Annotated in this window: 21 protein-coding genes; 10 read left to right on the forward strand and 11 right to left on the reverse strand. The window is 53.2% G+C overall.

Annotation, left to right across the window (positions count from 1 at the left end; translation table 11 throughout):
• The first annotated feature begins 76 nt into the window (after positions 1–76).
• Genes oppB through O1723_RS09495 form a run of 5 tightly spaced genes read left to right on the forward strand, consistent with a single transcriptional unit; the run spans position 77 to position 4828 of the window.
• Complete coding sequence (gene oppB / locus O1723_RS09475) at positions 77–997, forward strand: oligopeptide ABC transporter permease OppB (RefSeq protein WP_014884162.1); 921 nt, start codon at positions 77–79, stop codon at positions 995–997.
• A 12-nt stretch (positions 998–1009) separates the two neighbouring features.
• Complete coding sequence (gene oppC, locus O1723_RS09480) at positions 1010–1918, forward strand: oligopeptide ABC transporter permease OppC (RefSeq protein ID WP_014884161.1); 909 nt, start codon at positions 1010–1012, stop codon at positions 1916–1918.
• An 11-nt stretch (positions 1919–1929) separates the two neighbouring features.
• Entirely contained in the window at positions 1930–2943 is a 1014-nt protein-coding gene (gene oppD / locus O1723_RS09485; protein ID WP_014884160.1) for an ABC transporter ATP-binding protein, read from the forward strand.
• On the forward strand, positions 2940–3944 hold the full coding sequence (gene oppF, locus O1723_RS09490; protein WP_248191159.1) for a murein tripeptide/oligopeptide ABC transporter ATP binding protein OppF: 1005 nt from the start codon (positions 2940–2942) through the stop codon (positions 3942–3944). Before oppD ends, oppF begins: the two co-directional genes overlap by 4 nt.
• Before the next feature lie 14 nt (positions 3945–3958).
• Positions 3959–4828, forward strand: a complete 870-nt coding sequence (locus O1723_RS09495) for an ion transporter (protein WP_023330571.1) — start codon at positions 3959–3961, stop codon at positions 4826–4828.
• A gap of 31 nt (positions 4829–4859) precedes the next feature.
• Here O1723_RS09495 and O1723_RS09500 read toward each other — a convergent pair whose 3' ends face one another.
• Complete coding sequence (locus O1723_RS09500; protein WP_003856748.1) at positions 4860–5189, reverse strand: HI1450 family dsDNA-mimic protein; 330 nt, start codon at positions 5187–5189, stop codon at positions 4860–4862.
• Positions 5190–5222: 33 nt separating this feature from the next.
• Positions 5223–6683 carry a cardiolipin synthase gene (gene cls / locus O1723_RS09505; protein ID WP_008502791.1) on the reverse strand — a complete coding sequence of 487 codons (1461 nt, stop codon included), beginning with the start codon at positions 6681–6683 and terminating at the stop codon, positions 5223–5225.
• Positions 6684–6826: 143 nt separating this feature from the next.
• Between cls and O1723_RS09510 the strand changes: the two genes are divergently transcribed.
• Positions 6827–7000, forward strand: coding sequence for a YciY family protein (locus tag O1723_RS09510; RefSeq protein ID WP_017384232.1), 174 nt, complete (start codon positions 6827–6829; stop codon positions 6998–7000).
• A 106-nt stretch (positions 7001–7106) separates the two neighbouring features.
• Complete coding sequence (gene leuE / locus O1723_RS09515; protein ID WP_014884157.1) at positions 7107–7742, forward strand: leucine efflux protein LeuE; 636 nt, start codon at positions 7107–7109, stop codon at positions 7740–7742.
• Positions 7743–7777: 35 nt separating this feature from the next.
• Here the strand turns inward: leuE and O1723_RS09520 are convergent, their stop codons facing one another.
• Entirely contained in the window at positions 7778–8074 is a 297-nt protein-coding gene (locus tag O1723_RS09520) for a YciI family protein (RefSeq protein WP_023330569.1), read from the reverse strand.
• A 222-nt stretch (positions 8075–8296) separates the two neighbouring features.
• On the opposite strand from O1723_RS09520, the gene tonB reads away from it, so the two are divergent.
• The gene (gene tonB, locus O1723_RS09525) at positions 8297–9019 is read left to right on the forward strand and encodes a TonB system transport protein TonB (RefSeq protein ID WP_479983878.1); all 723 of its coding nucleotides are present in this window, start codon (positions 8297–8299) and stop codon (positions 9017–9019) included.
• Positions 9020–9055: 36 nt separating this feature from the next.
• Here the strand turns inward: tonB and yciA are convergent, their stop codons facing one another.
• The 4 genes from yciA to O1723_RS09545 form a co-directional block, all read right to left on the reverse strand.
• Complete coding sequence (gene yciA / locus O1723_RS09530; RefSeq protein ID WP_008502796.1) at positions 9056–9451, reverse strand: acyl-CoA thioester hydrolase YciA; 396 nt, start codon at positions 9449–9451, stop codon at positions 9056–9058.
• Between the two features lie 104 nt (positions 9452–9555).
• Positions 9556–10095 (reverse strand): septation protein A, encoded by a 540-nt coding sequence (locus tag O1723_RS09535; RefSeq protein WP_014884118.1) that lies wholly within the window; start codon positions 10093–10095, stop codon positions 9556–9558.
• A 57-nt stretch (positions 10096–10152) separates the two neighbouring features.
• Positions 10153–10896, reverse strand: coding sequence for a YciC family protein (locus O1723_RS09540; protein ID WP_014884117.1), 744 nt, complete (start codon positions 10894–10896; stop codon positions 10153–10155).
• A gap of 25 nt (positions 10897–10921) precedes the next feature.
• Positions 10922–11326 (reverse strand): YkgJ family cysteine cluster protein, encoded by a 405-nt coding sequence (locus O1723_RS09545; RefSeq protein ID WP_014884116.1) that lies wholly within the window; start codon positions 11324–11326, stop codon positions 10922–10924.
• Positions 11327–11607: 281 nt separating this feature from the next.
• Between O1723_RS09545 and ompW the strand changes: the two genes are divergently transcribed.
• Positions 11608–12240, forward strand: coding sequence for an outer membrane protein OmpW (gene ompW / locus O1723_RS09550; protein ID WP_014884115.1), 633 nt, complete (start codon positions 11608–11610; stop codon positions 12238–12240).
• A gap of 46 nt (positions 12241–12286) precedes the next feature.
• Here ompW and O1723_RS09555 read toward each other — a convergent pair whose 3' ends face one another.
• The 4 genes from O1723_RS09555 to O1723_RS09570 form a co-directional block, all read right to left on the reverse strand.
• Positions 12287–12625, reverse strand: coding sequence for a hypothetical protein (locus O1723_RS09555; protein ID WP_014884114.1), 339 nt, complete (start codon positions 12623–12625; stop codon positions 12287–12289).
• A gap of 125 nt (positions 12626–12750) precedes the next feature.
• Entirely contained in the window at positions 12751–12984 is a 234-nt protein-coding gene (gene yedF / locus O1723_RS09560; protein ID WP_014884113.1) for a sulfurtransferase-like selenium metabolism protein YedF, read from the reverse strand.
• Positions 12981–14192 carry a selenium metabolism membrane protein YedE/FdhT gene (gene yedE / locus O1723_RS09565; protein ID WP_023337389.1) on the reverse strand — a complete coding sequence of 404 codons (1212 nt, stop codon included), beginning with the start codon at positions 14190–14192 and terminating at the stop codon, positions 12981–12983. Before yedE ends, yedF begins: the two co-directional genes overlap by 4 nt.
• Before the next feature lie 177 nt (positions 14193–14369).
• A complete protein-coding gene (locus tag O1723_RS09570) occupies positions 14370–14918 on the reverse strand; it encodes a TetR/AcrR family transcriptional regulator (RefSeq protein WP_023337388.1) in 549 nt (182 codons plus the stop codon).
• 237 nt (positions 14919–15155) lie between these two features.
• Between O1723_RS09570 and O1723_RS09575 the strand changes: the two genes are divergently transcribed.
• A complete protein-coding gene (locus O1723_RS09575) occupies positions 15156–15935 on the forward strand; it encodes an SDR family NAD(P)-dependent oxidoreductase (RefSeq protein WP_023337387.1) in 780 nt (259 codons plus the stop codon).
• The last annotated feature ends 86 nt before the right edge of the window (positions 15936–16021 follow it).

Raw genomic sequence — 16021 nt, forward strand, 5'->3', positions numbered from 1 at the left:
ACGTGGGGTGAGCCTGGCTTGCCCCACTGTGTCTACTTTGTAACATTCATCAGGCACACGCCAGAAGGTACGGGCAATGTTGAAATTTATCCTGCGTCGCTGTCTAGAAGCGATACCAACGTTATTTATTCTAATTACGATTTCCTTCTTTATGATGCGTCTCGCACCGGGAAGTCCATTTACCGGTGAACGTACGCTGCCGCCGGAAGTTATGGCGAATATCGAGGCGAAGTATCACTTAAACGATCCCATCACTACCCAATACTTCAATTATTTGAAGCAGCTGGCGCACGGTGATTTTGGACCGTCATTTAAATATAAAGACTATTCCGTAAACGACCTGGTGGCCTCCAGCTTCCCGGTTTCGGCAAAACTGGGTGCTGCGGCATTCATTCTGGCCGTCGTTCTCGGGGTCACCGCAGGCGTTATCGCCGCGCTCAGACAAAATACCAAATGGGATTATGCCGTAATGGGGGTGGCAATGACCGGGGTAGTGATACCCAGCTTCGTTGTCGCGCCATTACTGGTGATGATATTTGCCATTACGCTGAAGTGGCTGCCTGGCGGCGGCTGGAACGGCGGGGCGCTGAAGTTCATGATTTTGCCAATGGTGGCATTATCTCTGGCCTATATCGCCAGTATCGCGCGTATCACCCGTGGTTCTATGATCGAAGTGCTGCATTCGAACTTCATCCGCACCGCGCGCGCGAAAGGGCTGCCGATGCGCCGGATTATCTTCCGCCATGCGCTCAAGCCGGCGCTGCTGCCGGTGCTCTCCTATATGGGGCCTGCATTCGTTGGGATCATCACGGGCTCGATGGTTATCGAAACCATCTACGGCCTGCCGGGCATTGGTCAGCTGTTCGTTAACGGCGCGCTCAACCGCGACTATTCGCTGGTACTGAGCCTGACGATCCTCGTTGGTGCGCTCACCATTCTCTTTAACGCGATCGTTGATGTGCTGTATGCCGTCATCGACCCGAAAATCCGTTACTAACTGGAGCACGCCATGATGTTGAGTAAGAAAAACAGCGAGGCGCTGGAAAACTTCAGTGAAAAACTGGAAGTGGAAGGTCGTAGTCTCTGGCAGGATGCACGCCGTCGCTTTATGCACAACCGTGCCGCCGTCGCCAGTCTGGTGGTTCTGGTGATCATCGCGCTGTTTGTGACCCTGGCACCGATGCTGTCGCAATTTACCTATTTCGATACGGACTGGGGCATGATGTCCAGCGCGCCGGATATGGAATCCGGTCACTATTTCGGGACCGACTCATCCGGCCGTGATCTGCTGGTGCGCGTCGCGATTGGGGGGCGTATCTCGTTGATGGTCGGTATCGCCGCCGCGCTGGTGGCGGTAATTCTGGGTACGCTCTACGGCTCACTTTCCGGCTACCTTGGCGGCAAAGTGGACTCAGTGATGATGCGTTTGCTGGAAATCCTGAACTCCTTCCCGTTTATGTTCTTCGTCATTCTGCTGGTGACCTTCTTCGGCCAGAACATTCTGTTGATTTTCGTGGCCATCGGGATGGTTTCCTGGCTGGATATGGCGCGTATCGTACGCGGCCAGACGCTGAGCCTGAAACGTAAAGAATTTATCGAAGCCGCGCAGGTTGGTGGCGTATCTACCCGAAATATCGTGGTTCGCCATATTGTTCCTAACGTGCTGGGGGTGGTTGTGGTCTATGCCTCACTGCTGGTGCCAAGCATGATCCTGTTTGAATCCTTCCTCAGCTTCCTGGGGCTGGGTACGCAGGAACCACTGAGCAGCTGGGGCGCGCTGTTGAGCGATGGTGCAAACTCGATGGAAGTATCACCGTGGCTGTTGCTCTACCCGGCGGGTTTCCTGGTGGTCACACTGTTTTGTTTCAACTTTATCGGCGATGGCCTGCGTGATGCCCTCGACCCGAAAGACCGTTAAGGAGCGCCGTCATGACAATTATTGAAACGGCCACTGCGCCACAGGCGCAACAGCAGAGCAATCTTCTGCTGGACGTAAAAGACCTCCGTGTGACCTTTAAAACCCCTGACGGGGATGTTACCGCCGTCAACGATCTCAACTTCAACCTGAGCGCGGGTGAAACGCTGGGGATTGTCGGTGAATCCGGCTCCGGAAAATCCCAGACCGCCTTTGCGTTGATGGGCCTGCTGGCATCTAACGGTGTGATTGGCGGTTCCGCAAAATTCAATGGTCGCGAAATCCTCAACCTGCCGGAGCACGAGCTGAACAAGCTGCGTGCCGAGCAGATCTCGATGATTTTCCAGGACCCGATGACCTCGCTGAACCCGTATATGCGCGTCGGTGAGCAGCTGATGGAAGTCCTGATGCTGCATAAAGGTCTGGGGAAAGCGGAAGCGTTTGAGGAATCCGTCAAAATGCTGGATGCGGTAAAAATGCCGGAAGCGCGTAAGCGCATGCGCATGTTCCCGCACGAATTCTCCGGCGGTATGCGTCAGCGCGTGATGATTGCTATGGCGCTGCTGTGCCGGCCAAAACTGCTGATTGCCGATGAACCGACTACCGCACTGGACGTTACCGTTCAGGCGCAAATCATGACCCTGCTGAACGAGCTTAAGCGTGAGTTCAACACGGCGATTATCATGATTACCCACGATCTGGGTGTTGTTGCCGGTATCTGTGACAAAGTGCTGGTGATGTATGCCGGTCGTACGATGGAATACGGCAAAGCGCGGGACGTGTTCTATCAGCCTGCCCATCCATACTCCATTGGCCTGCTGAACGCGGTGCCGCGGCTTGATGCGGAAGGGGAATCCCTGCTCACCATTCCGGGCAACCCGCCAAACCTGCTGCGTCTGCCAAAAGGCTGTCCGTTCCAGCCGCGCTGTCCGCATGCGATGGAAATCTGCAACAGCGCGCCGCCGCTGGAAGCATTTGCACCAGGCCGTCTGCGCGCCTGCTTTAAGCCGCAGGAGGAGCTGGTATGAACGCATTAGATGAAAAACGCAATGTGCTGCTCGAAATCGCTGACCTTAAGGTGCATTTCGATATTAAGGATGGTAAACAGTGGTTCTGGCAGCCGCCGAAAACCCTGAAAGCCGTGGATGGCGTCACCCTGCGTCTGTACGAGGGGGAGACCCTGGGGGTCGTGGGCGAGTCCGGCTGTGGGAAATCCACTTTCGCACGTGCCATTATCGGCCTAGTCAAAGCTACCGATGGAAAAGTGGCGTGGCTGGGTAAAGACCTGCTGGGGATGAAGCCCGACGAGTGGCGGGACGTGCGAAGCGACATCCAGATGATTTTCCAGGATCCGCTGGCATCACTTAACCCGCGTATGACCATCGGAGAGATTATTGCCGAGCCGCTGCGCACCTATCATCCTAAGATGCCGCGTCAGGAAGTCCGTGACCGCGTAAAGGCGATGATGCTGAAAGTGGGGCTGTTGCCTAACCTCATTAACCGTTATCCGCACGAATTCTCCGGCGGTCAGTGTCAGCGTATTGGTATTGCGCGTGCGCTGATCCTTGAGCCGAAGCTGATTATCTGTGATGAACCGGTTTCCGCGCTGGACGTTTCCATTCAGGCGCAGGTGGTAAACCTGCTGCAGAAGCTGCAGCGCGAGATGGGGCTGTCGCTGATCTTCATTGCGCACGATCTGGCCGTCGTAAAACACATTTCTGACCGTGTGCTGGTGATGTATCTGGGTCATGCCGTGGAGCTGGGCACGTATGATGAGGTGTACCACAATCCGCTGCACCCTTACACCAAAGCACTGATGTCTGCAGTACCCATCCCCGATCCCGATCTGGAGAAAAATAAAACGATCCAGCTTCTGGTAGGAGAATTGCCTTCACCGATTAATCCGCCGTCAGGTTGCGTGTTCCGTACGCGCTGCCCGATGGCCGGGCCGGAATGTGCGAAAACACGACCGGTTCTGGAAGGCAGTTTCCGACATGCGGTTTCCTGCCTGAAAGTAGACCCGTTATAATCGCAAGGGCTGACATGATGTCAGCCCTTATTTATTGCGAGGTTACCGTGTCGCGTTTATTCACTTCAGCCCGTCGACGGCTCTATCATCTTTTATTCGATCCAGAAACGGTATCGGGACGCCGTTTTGAGGGACTCTGCGCGCTGTTTGCGTTACTTAGCGTCATTGTCATCTTTATTGAATCCGGTGTCGGGACACAATATCACCTGACTTTTGATGAATGGCATGCCTTTGTCTGGCTTGAACTGGCGATCACCCTGGTCTTTACCGCTGAGTATATTCTGCGGGTCGTTTGCTGGCCCAATCCGGCAAAGTACGTATTCAGCTTCTGGGGTTTTATCGATTTAGCGACTATCCTGCCGCTCTATGTCATGTGGCTATGGCCAGAAATCAGTCTCAACTATGTTTTCGCCTGGCGCGCCATGCGCGTGATTCGCGTATTGCGAATTCTTAAATTGCTGCGTTTTATGCCGTCGCTGCGCGTATTCTGGAGTGCCATCGTTAGCGCACGACATCAGCTTATTCTGTTTTACTCGTTTATTGCCATTGTGATGATTGTTTTCGGCGCGCTGATGTATTTGATAGAAGGGCCCAAATACGGCTTCACAACGCTCAACGCCTCCGTCTACTGGGCCATCGTGACCGTGACGACCGTGGGGTACGGTGATATCACACCCCATACGCCGCTGGGGCGCATAGTGGCATCCGTGCTCATTCTGATTGGGTATTCGGTGATTGCTATCCCGACGGGGTTAATTACCACGCACATGAGCAGTGCATTTCAAAGCCATAAAGCGCAGCGTAAATGTCCGCGCTGTCATCAGGGTGAGCATGAGCAGAGCGCGCGGTTTTGCAACCGATGTGGGAGCGAGTTACCGAAGTAAATAAAAAAGGCTGCCATCGCAGCCTTTTTTATTATTCGCGCCAGAGAATGTGGCACAGCTTGTGGTCTTTCTCCCGGCAGAGCAGGACGCGAGCGAAAATGTCGTTAATTTCCCCACCATCTTCGTCAGCCAGCCCAATCACCACTTCGGCAAAGAAGTCAGGATTCAGGTCGAAATCCACATGTTCAGCCCAGTCTTCTGCAGGGTCGAACAATTCGGCACCGCCGCGCTCTTCGAACTGCAGATTAAAGAGGATCACGTCCGCGGGATCGAGGTTATCAACCGCCAGTTCGAGAAAAATGTCATAGGCCTGCTCGAGCGTTTCGTCTTCGGTCAGGCGATTGTTCAGATCCATTTCCATGATGACTACCTGTTTAACATCGTTGGGCACGTTTTACAGCAACGGACTAAAGAAGTAAAACAGTCGTTCAGCTATTCTCTGCCACAGCGGGCGTTTTACCCACAGCCTGGCATCCAGCAGCCGCGAGCGGGAGATATAATCATCCTGCACCGCCGCCAGGTCACCGCCAAATCCGGCGTCATCAATCACCAGGGTGATTTCAAAGTTCAGCCACAGGCTGCGCATATCGAGGTTTACCGTGCCCACCAGGCTTAACTCGCCGTCGACAAGCACGCTCTTGGTGTGCAGCAGCCCGCCTTCAAACTGGTAGATTTTCACCCCGGCGGCCAGCAGTTCGCTAAAGAAGGCGCGGCTGGCCCAGCCCACCAGAAGCGAGTCATTTTTGCGGGGCAAAATGATACTCACATCGACACCACGCTGCGCTGCGGTACAGATCGCGTGCAGCAGGTCATCGCTGGGGACGAAGTAGGGCGTCGTCATGATCAAATATTCACGCGCTGAGTAGGTAGCCGTCAGCAGCGCCTGATGAATTAAGTCCTCCGGGAATCCCGGCCCGGAGGCAATGGTATGAATAGTATGACCGCTGGCCTCTTCAAACGGCATGATGTTGCCATCTGGCGGTGGGGGCAGAATACGCTTGCCGGTCTCTATCTCCCAGTCGCAGGAGTAAACGATACCCATCGAGGTGGCAATCGGCCCCTCCATTCGTGCCATCAGATCCACCCATTGCCCGACGCCGGAGTCCTGTTTAAAGAAGCGCGGGTCAACCATGTTCATACTGCCGGTATAGGCAATATAATTATCAATCATGATCATTTTACGGTGTTGGCGAAGGTCCATCCGACGCAGAAAGACGCGCAGGAGATTTACCTTTAGCGCCTCAACCACTTCGATACCGGCATTACGCATCATGCCTGCCCAAGGGCTGCGGAAAAACGCCACGCTGCCTGCGGAGTCCAGCATCAGACGGCAGTGGATCCCCCGACGCGCGGCCGCCATCAGGGATTCAGCGACCTGGTCGGCCATGCCGCCGGGCTGCCAGATATAGAACACCATCTCAATGTTATGGCGAGCAAGCTGGATATCGCGGATCAACGCCTGCATCACGTCATCGGAGGAGGTCAGAAGCTGGAGCTGGTTCCCCTTAACGCCGCCAATCCCCTGACGCCGTTCGCAGAGCTTAAACAGCGAGGAGGCTACGCTGCTGTTCTCCTCGGCAAAGATATGTTTGCAGGCTTTAAGATCGTTAAGCCACTTCGCGGTGGAAGGCCACATGGCACGCGCCCGCTCGGCCCGGCGTTTACCCAGATGAAGCTCACCGAAAGAGAGATAGGCAATAATTCCCACCAGCGGGAGGATGTAAATGATCAGAAGCCAGGCCATGGCAGAGGGTACGGCTCTGCGCTTCATCAGGATGCGTAATGTCACACCCGCGATTAACAGCCAGTATCCCAAAATGACCAGCCAACTCACCACGGTGTAGAAGGTTGTCATGGTTAAAAAATCCTTTTGAAAGCGTATTGTTATGAGTGTACGCATCAGGATTCATCTGGCAAATAAAAACGCCAGGTAAAAGCGCTGGTTTGCTGCCGGGTTGGGTTTATAATGGCGGCTCTGTTTGAGAAAGAGTTGTAGACATGAAGCGCAGTAGAACAGAAGTAGGGCGCTGGCGCATGTTGCGACAGGTGAGTCGTCGTAAGGCTCGTTGGCTGGAAGCACAATCCCGCCGCAATATGCGTATCCACGCCATCAGAAAATGTGGATTGAACAGGCACCGCAACGCGTTGCTGTTCGCCGTCCAGGATATCTGAAAACCCTGAGGGCACCGCAAGGTGCCCGCTGATTTTATAGTGTCTTATTTAGAGAATATCGTTATTGCTGCGATATTCCGGTGATGTTTAGCAAAAGGAGGGAGAGGTGTTTGCGGAGTTTGGCGTACTGAATTTCTGGACGTATGTTGTTGGCGCATTTTTTATTGTGCTGGTGCCGGGCCCGAATACCCTGTTTGTGCTGAAGACCGGGATCGGTCACGGCGTTAAAAAAGGATATCTTGCCGCCACAGGTGTGTTTATCGGCGATGCGGTTCTGATGTTTCTCGCCTGGGCAGGTGTCGCGGCTTTAATCCAGACCACGCCTGTACTGTTTAATATCGTACGCTATCTGGGTGCTTTCTATTTACTCTGGCTGGGCGGCAAAATGCTCTGGTCGGTGATTAACCGTCAGAATCATGCTCATGAGAGCGGAACTGAACCTGCCAGTATGATCATGAAACGCGCCCTGGTACTGAGCCTGACGAATCCAAAAGCGATTCTGTTCTACGTTTCGTTCTTTGTGCAGTTTATTGACGTGAATGCACAAAATACCGGGACCTCTTTTCTGATTCTCGCCACCACGCTTGAGTTGATTAGCTTTATGTACATGAGCTTCCTGATCTTCTCCGGTGCGTTTGTCACGCGTTATTTGAAAACCAAAAAGAAACTGGCAAAGCTGGGGAACGGGCTGATAGGGCTGCTGTTTGTCGGATTTGCGGCGCGGTTAGCGTCACTGCATTGATGTGAAGAAAGGCTCCTGAGGGAGCCTTAGTTATATCAGAACACTTTCTTATACGGTCGCACCGTTACCTTCGCATACACGCCCGCCGCAACGTACGGGTCTGCGTCAGCCCAGGCCTGCGCCGCTTCCAGAGATTCAAACTCTGCAATAACCGTGGAGCCCGAAAAACCGGCTGCACCCGGGTCGTTGCTGTCGACAGCAGGCATTGGACCAGCGGTCAGCAAACGACCTTCATCCTGTAGCAATTGTAAGCGTGCCAGGTGAGCAGGGCGGACAGACTGGCGTTTCTCAAGTGAATCAGCGACATCTTCAGAGTAAATCACGTAAAGCACGGTGAAGCTCCTTAAGCGTTTTAAAGTGTCAGTTACGTTATGTGAAAGGGCAACTGACTGCAATGTAAAGATAAAAACAATGTTAATACCCTGATCTGAATGCCCCTTTTTTGGCCACATTGACGCTTAAATTGCGCCAGAACAAAGTGTCTTATTGAATATGATTGCTATTTGCATTTAAAATCAGGGTTCGATTTTTTAACGTTGATGACTATGACTTCGATGACCCTTGATTTACCTCGCCGCTTTCCCTGGCCGACGCTGCTCTCCGTCGTGATTCACGGTGCTGTCGTGGCGGGTTTGCTCTATACCTCGGTTCATCAGGTTATTGAAATGCCCGCACCCGCGCAGCCGATTTCGGTGACCATGGTATCGCCTGCGGATCTCGAGCCGCCGCAGGTCGCACCGCCACCGCCACAGCCGGTTGCTGAACCGGAGCCAGAGCCCGAGCCTGTTCCGGCGCCACCGAAGGAAGCCCCGGTGGTGATCCATAAACTTGAACCGAAGCCCAAACCTAAGCCGAAGCCAAAGCCGGTGAAGAAGGTCGAGGAGCGTCCGAAACGCGAAGAACGTCCGGTTGAGCCACGCGCGACCCAGACGGTTGAGAATGCCGCACCTTCACGTCCGGTAATGAACAACTCCGCACCGGCGCCAAAACCAACGGTTGCCGCGCCAGCGGGCCCGCGAGCACTGAGCCGAAACCAGCCTCAGTATCCGGCGCGAGCGCAGGCTTTACGCATTGAAGGCCGCGTGCGGGTGAAATTTGACGTTACCGCAGATGGCCGCGTTGATAACGTGCAAATCTTGTCCGCTCAGCCTTCTAATATGTTTGAACGCGAAGTGAAATCGGCGATGCGCAGATGGCGCTACGAAGCCGGTAAACCGGGTAGCGGACTGATCGTGAACATTGTCTTCCGCCTGAACGGCGGGGCGCAGATGGAATAAAAAAAGCCTCCGGATGGAGGCTTTTTTGTCAGATAATCAGGCCTGCGGAAGCTGACGAGGTTTACCCTCGCTATCCACTGCCACATAAATAAACAGTGCTTCAGTAGCTTTATAGCGCTGTCCAATCGGTTCTGAAGAGACCTTCTTCACCCAGACTTCAATGTTGATAGAGATGGAGGTATTGCCGCGTTTGACGCAGCGCGCGTAACAGCACACCACGTCACCTACCGCCACCGGGCGCAGGAAGGTCATCCCATCGACCCTCACGGTTACCACGCGTCCATGAGCTATCTCTTTTGCCAGAATTGCGCCGCCCATATCCATTTGCGACATCAGCCAGCCGCCAAAAATATCGCCATTGGCATTGGTGTCAGCGGGCATTGCCAGTGTGCGTAAAACCAGTTCGCCCTGAGGGGCGTTAGTTGTTGTCATTGTTTTAACTCGTAACGGAAGACTTCAGGCGGGATGCTACTATGATTTCACAGCGGAGAGAATAGACCAGAACGCCTGTCGAACACGTTCTGGTCAACCAGCAGTTAGTGCTTATCGTCCTGCGGCATATGGCGATAGATGTAAACGCCGCTGAGCAGGGTGAAAATCAGCGTCAGGGCGGTCAGGCCAAAGACCTTAAAGTTGACCCAAATGTTTTGCGGCAACCAGAAGGCAATGTAGATATTGGCAAGACCGCAAAGAATAAAGAACACCGCCCAGGCGATATTCAGTCGGGACCAGACCTGCTGCGGCAGCGTCAGCTCTTTACCCAGCATGCGCTGGATAAGCGGTTTTTTCATAACCCACTGGCTGATTAACAATGCGCCTGCAAACAGCGCGTATATCACCGTGACCTTCCACTTGATGAATTCATCATTGTGGAAGAACAGGGTCAGCCCGCCGAAAACAGCGACCAGCACGAACGTGACCAGCGCCATTTTTTCAACTTTACGGTAACGTACCCAGCTGTAGATCAGCACAACCGCGGTCGCGATAATCAGCGCAGTGGTCGCAGCATAGATGTCATACAGCTTATAAAACGCGAAAAAGACCACGAGCGGTAAAAAATCAAGAAACTGCTTCATTCTGTGATTCCATCTCTCTGTTGAGCCGGGAAGCGGGTCATGCTCCCGGCATCAGGATTACTGACGAATTAACATATACAGGCGGAACAGATAGACCAGCAGTACCGCTGAAATCAGGTTGCTCAGCGTATTCGCGACTACCGCGCCAACATTAGGTGTTAAAACCGCAAAATTTGGCGCAAACAGGAGCAGAAGCGTTTTCGCAAGCAGCCAGCCGATCACGGCAGGGGCCACCAGGCGCATATTCGCCCATGCGAGCCTGATGCTGCTGCGCATTGCGGTAAAAATCCCCATTTTGTCCTGCACGATCATGATCGGGGCAAAAGAGAGCACGATAGCCAGCAACACGCCCGGTACCACGACCAGCATAATCCCCATCTGCACCAGCAGGGTGGTTAAGAAGATCAGGATAAACAGCTTCGGCAAAACGGGAGCACTGGCGCCAATCGCGCGTAAGGCACTGACCCGATGGCCCGCTGACACCAGCTGAATCATCAGGAGAACGCCGCCCGCCAGAATCGCATTACCAATGAGACCAGAGAACGTCGATGCGGCTGAAGCCCGCAGCAGGATTTGCTGCTGCTCTGGCGTCATGTTTTGCACCAGTTCAAACAACCCGACGCTTCCTGCCAGATTGTCACCCTGGCTCAGGCTGGCAATCTGTTCATCACTCGGTGAGAAGGCATGGCCCAGCACCACGGTGATAAAGGCGCAAAGCAACGCGATCAGTAAAAAAGTTATGAACTGATTGCGGAAAAAGTTTCCCGTGTCACGGTAGACAGACTTCGCCGTGATAGACATGCACTCTCCTTGAGTATTGCAGGTGTTAATTAGCCGGCAATTGTACACCGGATGCACCTGCTGTGGCAGCATCAAGGCTTGTATGGAAAAGCATATCTTTGTAAAGCGGCGGTAATCCGACCCGTGCGCGGGCGCGATTACAGGCGTCGTTGACCTGCCCGTCTTCCCCTGACATAGCAAATTCCCGGCAGGGGCTGGGGCGATCCTCATAGATGGAACACCGGGTTGAGACCCCGGGTTCACCCTGTAGCGCGACGCAGCGGGCTTGTTTTTGGTTCGTGCCGCGCATACAGCGCAGAAAAGGGGTCAACGGCTCAGTGAGATGAACCGGAACGGTACCGCCGCCATCGCTGGCCTCGGCCCAGTAGAAAGAGACTCGAAAATACGCACAACAGGCTCCGCACGTCATGCACGGGTTAACTTCACTCATGGCACACCTGCAAAAAAGAACGCATCAAATCAATTTGTGAGAGCGATAAATTAGCCAGCCGCCTGAGCAAGAGCAAGAGGGGGAAAAGAGAAAATTTTGTAACTGTGAAATGCCAAAAATTGACATGGAAACAACTTAATGTTTTTCAAAGTGCCACAAAAAATTAACCCAGATCAATGAATGTTAACTTACTGGTTTTAATGTGATCTGTGGCAGATCACTTATTACTCTTTTGTGAGTATATTCTCACCCGCTATTAAAACCACAACGATGGAGCGGATATGAAAAAATTAGCGGTGGCAGCCCTTGTATTAAGCAGTCTCTCTGGCGGCGCGTATGCGCACGAAGCAGGTGAATTCTTTATTCGTGCCGGTTCGGCCACGGTTCGCCCAACTGAGGGCTCTGATAACGTGCTGGGTATGGGCGGTTTTAACGTCAGTAATAACACCCAGTTAGGCTTAACGTTCACTTATATGGCGACGGATAACATTGGTGTCGAGCTTCTGGCGGCAACGCCGTTCCGTCATCGCGTCGGTCTGGGGGCAACCGGTGATATCGCCACCGTTCACCATTTACCGCCAACGCTGATGGCGCAATGGTACTTTGGCGATGCCAGCAGCAAGGTGCGTCCGTATATTGGCGCCGGTGTAAACTACACCACCTTCTTCGATGAGAAATTTAACGATACCGGTAAAGAGGCCGGTCTGACTGACCTCAGCCTGAAAGATTCATGGGGTATGGCGGGACAGGTGGGGCTGGATTACCTGATTAACCGTGACTGGCTGATCAACGCCTCAGTCTGGTACATGGACATTGATACAGACGTACGCTTTAAAGCGGGCGGTGAGCAGCAAAGTATCAACACGAGACTGGACCCGTGGGTGTTTATGTTCTCTGCGGGGTATCGTTTCTAATCCCCCGGTTAAACTGGCCACGCGGTGGCCAGTTTGCATCGCACTCTTAAAACGACGGATAAACCGGTCGTTCGTCCAGCTTAAGGCAGTGCCTGAGGCGCGTTTCCCCATCATATAAATAGCTGAATGCATCGCTGGACACCGAATGGAACAGAATATCACCGTTGGCAAACGGGATAATTTCCGTGTCACCCGCGCGCTTGTGCCCCGCCCCGGTTTCAAAATGATCTCGCCAGCGTTCCTGCGTATGGTCGTAAACGTGCAGAATAACCTCGACAAGTCCTCTTTCCGGACAGTTAAGGCGCAGGAAGGTGGAAGAGAAATTCAGGGGCAGCACGTGAAAGGGAATCAATAAGGCGAAAACCAGTAAAGCTCGTAAATACATCAAACTGCGAAAACCTCCTTCAAAATGGATATGAGATTTTACTTAAGTCAGATGCGGCGGCTTTGCCCTCGATCAAGAGGTCTTATAATTCAATGCGATAAAGGCCTCTGACGAGGCCTGAACGTTCATTTTTGAATCAAATAGCGGATTGTTGGCCCGTCCTGCTGAATATCCAGCACCGTGTAGCCATGGTTTTTAGCATCCAGCGGAATGTTGTTAATGGATTGCGGGCAGTCGCTCACCACCTCCAGAATTTCCCCTTTTTTGAGCTGCGGTAGCGCTTCAAGGGTAGCCACTGCCGGATAAGGGCAAGGTTCGCCGATCATATCCAGTCGATAATCAGGCACGATCTCTTTCATGCAGCGTTCTCCTGCGTTTCAGGTTTAGCGGTGGTGCGACGGAAGAAACGTTTCTCCTGCGCGACAACCAGTAAAAAAGCGACCAGCAGCAAGGCATAGGTTACCAGCAGGCCGCCGAGCGGACCGAAGGTGCTCAACAGATTGACCTTATCCCAGTTTGTTGCGAGTACAGGTGAGACATCATCCCAGTAGTACGCCAGAATGGTTGAACCAATGACATTACCAAGGCCGACCCACCAGTAATGCACCTGGCCTTCGACGGCGCGATACATCCAGCCGGTTTCACACCCGCCTGCCAGCACAATTCCGAAGCCAAACAGCAGGCCACCAATCACCGCGTTAGGACCGGCCCACATGATTTTCGGTTCAACACCGAGTTGTACATAGCTGAAAATGCCGATGGCACTCACCGCCATACCGGCAATGATCGCTTTTGCCATCATGGTTCGTCCGGTGATCCACATATCGCGAAACGCAGAGGTAAAGCAGATCTGCGCGCGTTCGATCAGCAGACCGAACCCTACGCCGAACAACATCGCCAGGCCGAGTTTCGGTTGATTCTGCGCTGTGCAGATTGCCCACGCGATCATGGCAAAAAAGACCAGCATACCGAGGCGAAAACGGCGTTTCGCCTGGTCCGGCTTCTGGGTCAGCGGCGACGCCGCGCTAACTTTGGTCATTTTTACCGGAATACGGAACAGCGGCAGCAGGGTGAATTTTGCACCGAAGTAAGAGCCAATCGCGGTGGCGACGGCAAAGAACCAGGCATGCAGTGAAAATTGCGGAATACCCGTGAAGAACGCGGCAAGGTTACAGCCCATCGCCAGGCGAGCACCAAATCCGGCAATAATCCCGCCGACGACCGCCTGCATAATGCGGATGCGGCTTTTGGGCATGCGCAACTTGACGTTATTTGCCCACAGCGCCGCAGCGAAACAGCCGCCGAACATTCCGATGATCATCATTCCGTCGATGCGGGTAAGCGGAGTACCGTCCAGGTGAATGAGTTTAAAGTAGCCCCACTCTTCGGCATGCACGCCAGCGAGTTGCAGAAGTTGACCACCCCAGCGGGTAAACTCGCCGGTCACGGCCCAGAAGGTACCGGTAATGCCGAAATAATAAGTAGAGAGAATGCCTGCCGCGATAACGGCCGGAACAGGTGACCAGAACTTAACTAAATAAGTCTGTTTGAAGTATTGCCATGACATGAGTAAGCCTCTGAACTCAGAAGGTGTATTTGGGTTTAACGGGCCGGAATATATAACTTTTTGGCTTACTCTAAAACCTCTCCAAACCTACTCTCCGGGATAGCGTCATTTTTTATGACCTCCGTCATTAAATCTTCCGGTTATTTCCCGACAATCACACCCCCGGCTGCAAAATATTCATTCCTTTCGCGGAGCCTTACTCATAATGCGAGAGCGGCAGACATCCAGAATTTCGTCAGCCAGCGCGGAATTATCCGGGCAGGCACGGGACAACACCAGAGCCCCGACAAGATGTGCAAAGGTATTTATCAGGTCAGCACGTGAGACATTTTCGTCGCTTAACATTGCCAGCTGACGTTCAACCCCGGCTGCAAATGTCTCTTTGATGGACTCGGACTGGCGTGCGGTGTCCGTGCCCAGGGCAGACATCACGCAACCTCCGGCCATATCATCGCGATGCTGCCGGGAGAGGTAATATTCAATGAATTTGTCTCGATCTACACCCGCCAGGTTTTCAGCGGCATGCACAAACCCGCAATTCATGGCCTCTGACATCAGGTCGGCCTTCGAACCAAAGTGCTTATAAAATCCGCCGTGGGTTAAACCCGCAGCAGACATCAGCTCCGCCACGCCCACGCCGTCATAGCCGCGTTCACGAAAAAGTTCGGATGCCGTTTCAACTATGCGCATCCGGTTCTCCCGGACCTGCTCTTTTGACACTTTCATGCTGCCCACCCCCTATAAAACAAGGCTCAATTATACATTGATGATGATCATAATCAAACCAATTGACTTTATAGATTATGATCATCATCATTAAATTCGTGTCTCCGACAGCGCTTCGCAGAGAAAGGCACGCTCTGTCAGTCTGGCTGAGATCAGCAAAGAGAGCCGGATATCTCCCGGATTTACCTGCATCGAACGGTGCAGATTCTGTTTAACATTTGATAAAGAAGATCACACATGACGAAAACTTCAGTTCTCATTACAGGCGCATCGACGGGTATTGGTGCTGTTTATGCGGAAAGGTTTGCAAGCCGTGGACATAACCTGATTCTGGTTGCCCGGGATAAAACAAAATTAGACGCACTTGCCGAACGTCTGAGACAGGAGAAGGGCGTTTCTGTAGATGTCCTGCCTGCCGATCTCACTCAGGCAGCGGAGTTAGCGACGGTGGAAACGCGTCTTCGTGAAGACGAAAAAATAGGGGTGCTGATCAATAACGCCGGCATCGCACAGTCGGGCCATTTTATCGGCCAGACGTCCGAGGCAATTGAGCGTCTTATCGCCCTGAATGTCACCGCGCTGACGAGACTTGCCAGTGCCGCGGCACCAAGGTTTGTCAACGCCGGAGAAGGTGCGATCGTCAATATCAGTTCAGTCGTTGGGCTTGCCCCGGAATTTGGCATGTCGATTTACGGTGCAACCAAAGCCTTTGTGCTTTTCTTGTCGCAGGGATTGCATCTTGAGCTGTCCTCCGCAGGCGTTTACGTCCAGGCGGTACTTCCGGCCGGCACTTACACCGAAATCTGGGAACGTGCCGGTATTGATATCAGTAAGGCGCCCGAGATGATGGAAGTGGATCAGTTAGTTGACGCAGCCCTGGCGGGCTTTGACCGTCGCGAACTCGTCACCATCCCTCCTTTACAACACGCTGCCCACTGGGATGACCTGGAGAGGACGCGTCAGGCTCTGCTTGCGGACATCAACCAGGCTAACGTGGCAGAGCGCTACAAAGTGTAGTCAGGGGGGATTCGGCATAGGACTGAGTATCGTTTTTTCACTCAGCAACAGCGTTGTTAAGAAACATGCCACAGGCAAACCCGGCA

The organism is Enterobacter cloacae complex sp. HYC080_NIDB (assembly GCF_056673325.1).

Bases quoted from the DNA above. Each gene is read 5' to 3' on its own strand.
- O1723_RS09535 (WP_014884118.1), bottom strand. From the start codon at position 10,095: ATGAAGCAGTTTCTTGATTTTTTACCGCTCGTGGTCTTTTTCGCGTTT.
- O1723_RS09500 (WP_003856748.1), bottom strand. From the start codon at position 5,189: ATGGAAATGGATCTGAACAATCGCCTGACCGAAGACGAAACGCTCGAG.
- oppD (WP_014884160.1), top strand. From the start codon at position 1,930: ATGACAATTATTGAAACGGCCACTGCGCCACAGGCGCAACAGCAGAGC.
- yciA (WP_008502796.1), bottom strand. From the start codon at position 9,451: ATGACAACAACTAACGCCCCTCAGGGCGAACTGGTTTTACGCACACTG.
- O1723_RS09510 (WP_017384232.1), top strand. From the start codon at position 6,827: ATGAAGCGCAGTAGAACAGAAGTAGGGCGCTGGCGCATGTTGCGACAG.
- yedE (WP_023337389.1), bottom strand. From the start codon at position 14,192: ATGTCATGGCAATACTTCAAACAGACTTATTTAGTTAAGTTCTGGTCA.
- O1723_RS09570 (WP_023337388.1), bottom strand. From the start codon at position 14,918: ATGAAAGTGTCAAAAGAGCAGGTCCGGGAGAACCGGATGCGCATAGTT.
- O1723_RS09545 (WP_014884116.1), bottom strand. From the start codon at position 11,326: ATGAGTGAAGTTAACCCGTGCATGACGTGCGGAGCCTGTTGTGCGTAT.
- oppF (WP_248191159.1), top strand. From the start codon at position 2,940: ATGAACGCATTAGATGAAAAACGCAATGTGCTGCTCGAAATCGCTGAC.
- O1723_RS09555 (WP_014884114.1), bottom strand. From the start codon at position 12,625: ATGTATTTACGAGCTTTACTGGTTTTCGCCTTATTGATTCCCTTTCAC.
- ompW (WP_014884115.1), top strand. From the start codon at position 11,608: ATGAAAAAATTAGCGGTGGCAGCCCTTGTATTAAGCAGTCTCTCTGGC.
- cls (WP_008502791.1), bottom strand. From the start codon at position 6,683: ATGACAACCTTCTACACCGTGGTGAGTTGGCTGGTCATTTTGGGATAC.
- oppB (WP_014884162.1), top strand. From the start codon at position 77: ATGTTGAAATTTATCCTGCGTCGCTGTCTAGAAGCGATACCAACGTTA.
- O1723_RS09495 (WP_023330571.1), top strand. From the start codon at position 3,959: ATGATGTCAGCCCTTATTTATTGCGAGGTTACCGTGTCGCGTTTATTC.
- oppC (WP_014884161.1), top strand. From the start codon at position 1,010: ATGATGTTGAGTAAGAAAAACAGCGAGGCGCTGGAAAACTTCAGTGAA.
- O1723_RS09575 (WP_023337387.1), top strand. From the start codon at position 15,156: ATGACGAAAACTTCAGTTCTCATTACAGGCGCATCGACGGGTATTGGT.
- tonB (WP_479983878.1), top strand. From the start codon at position 8,297: ATGACCCTTGATTTACCTCGCCGCTTTCCCTGGCCGACGCTGCTCTCC.
- O1723_RS09540 (WP_014884117.1), bottom strand. From the start codon at position 10,896: ATGTCTATCACGGCGAAGTCTGTCTACCGTGACACGGGAAACTTTTTC.
- yedF (WP_014884113.1), bottom strand. From the start codon at position 12,984: ATGAAAGAGATCGTGCCTGATTATCGACTGGATATGATCGGCGAACCT.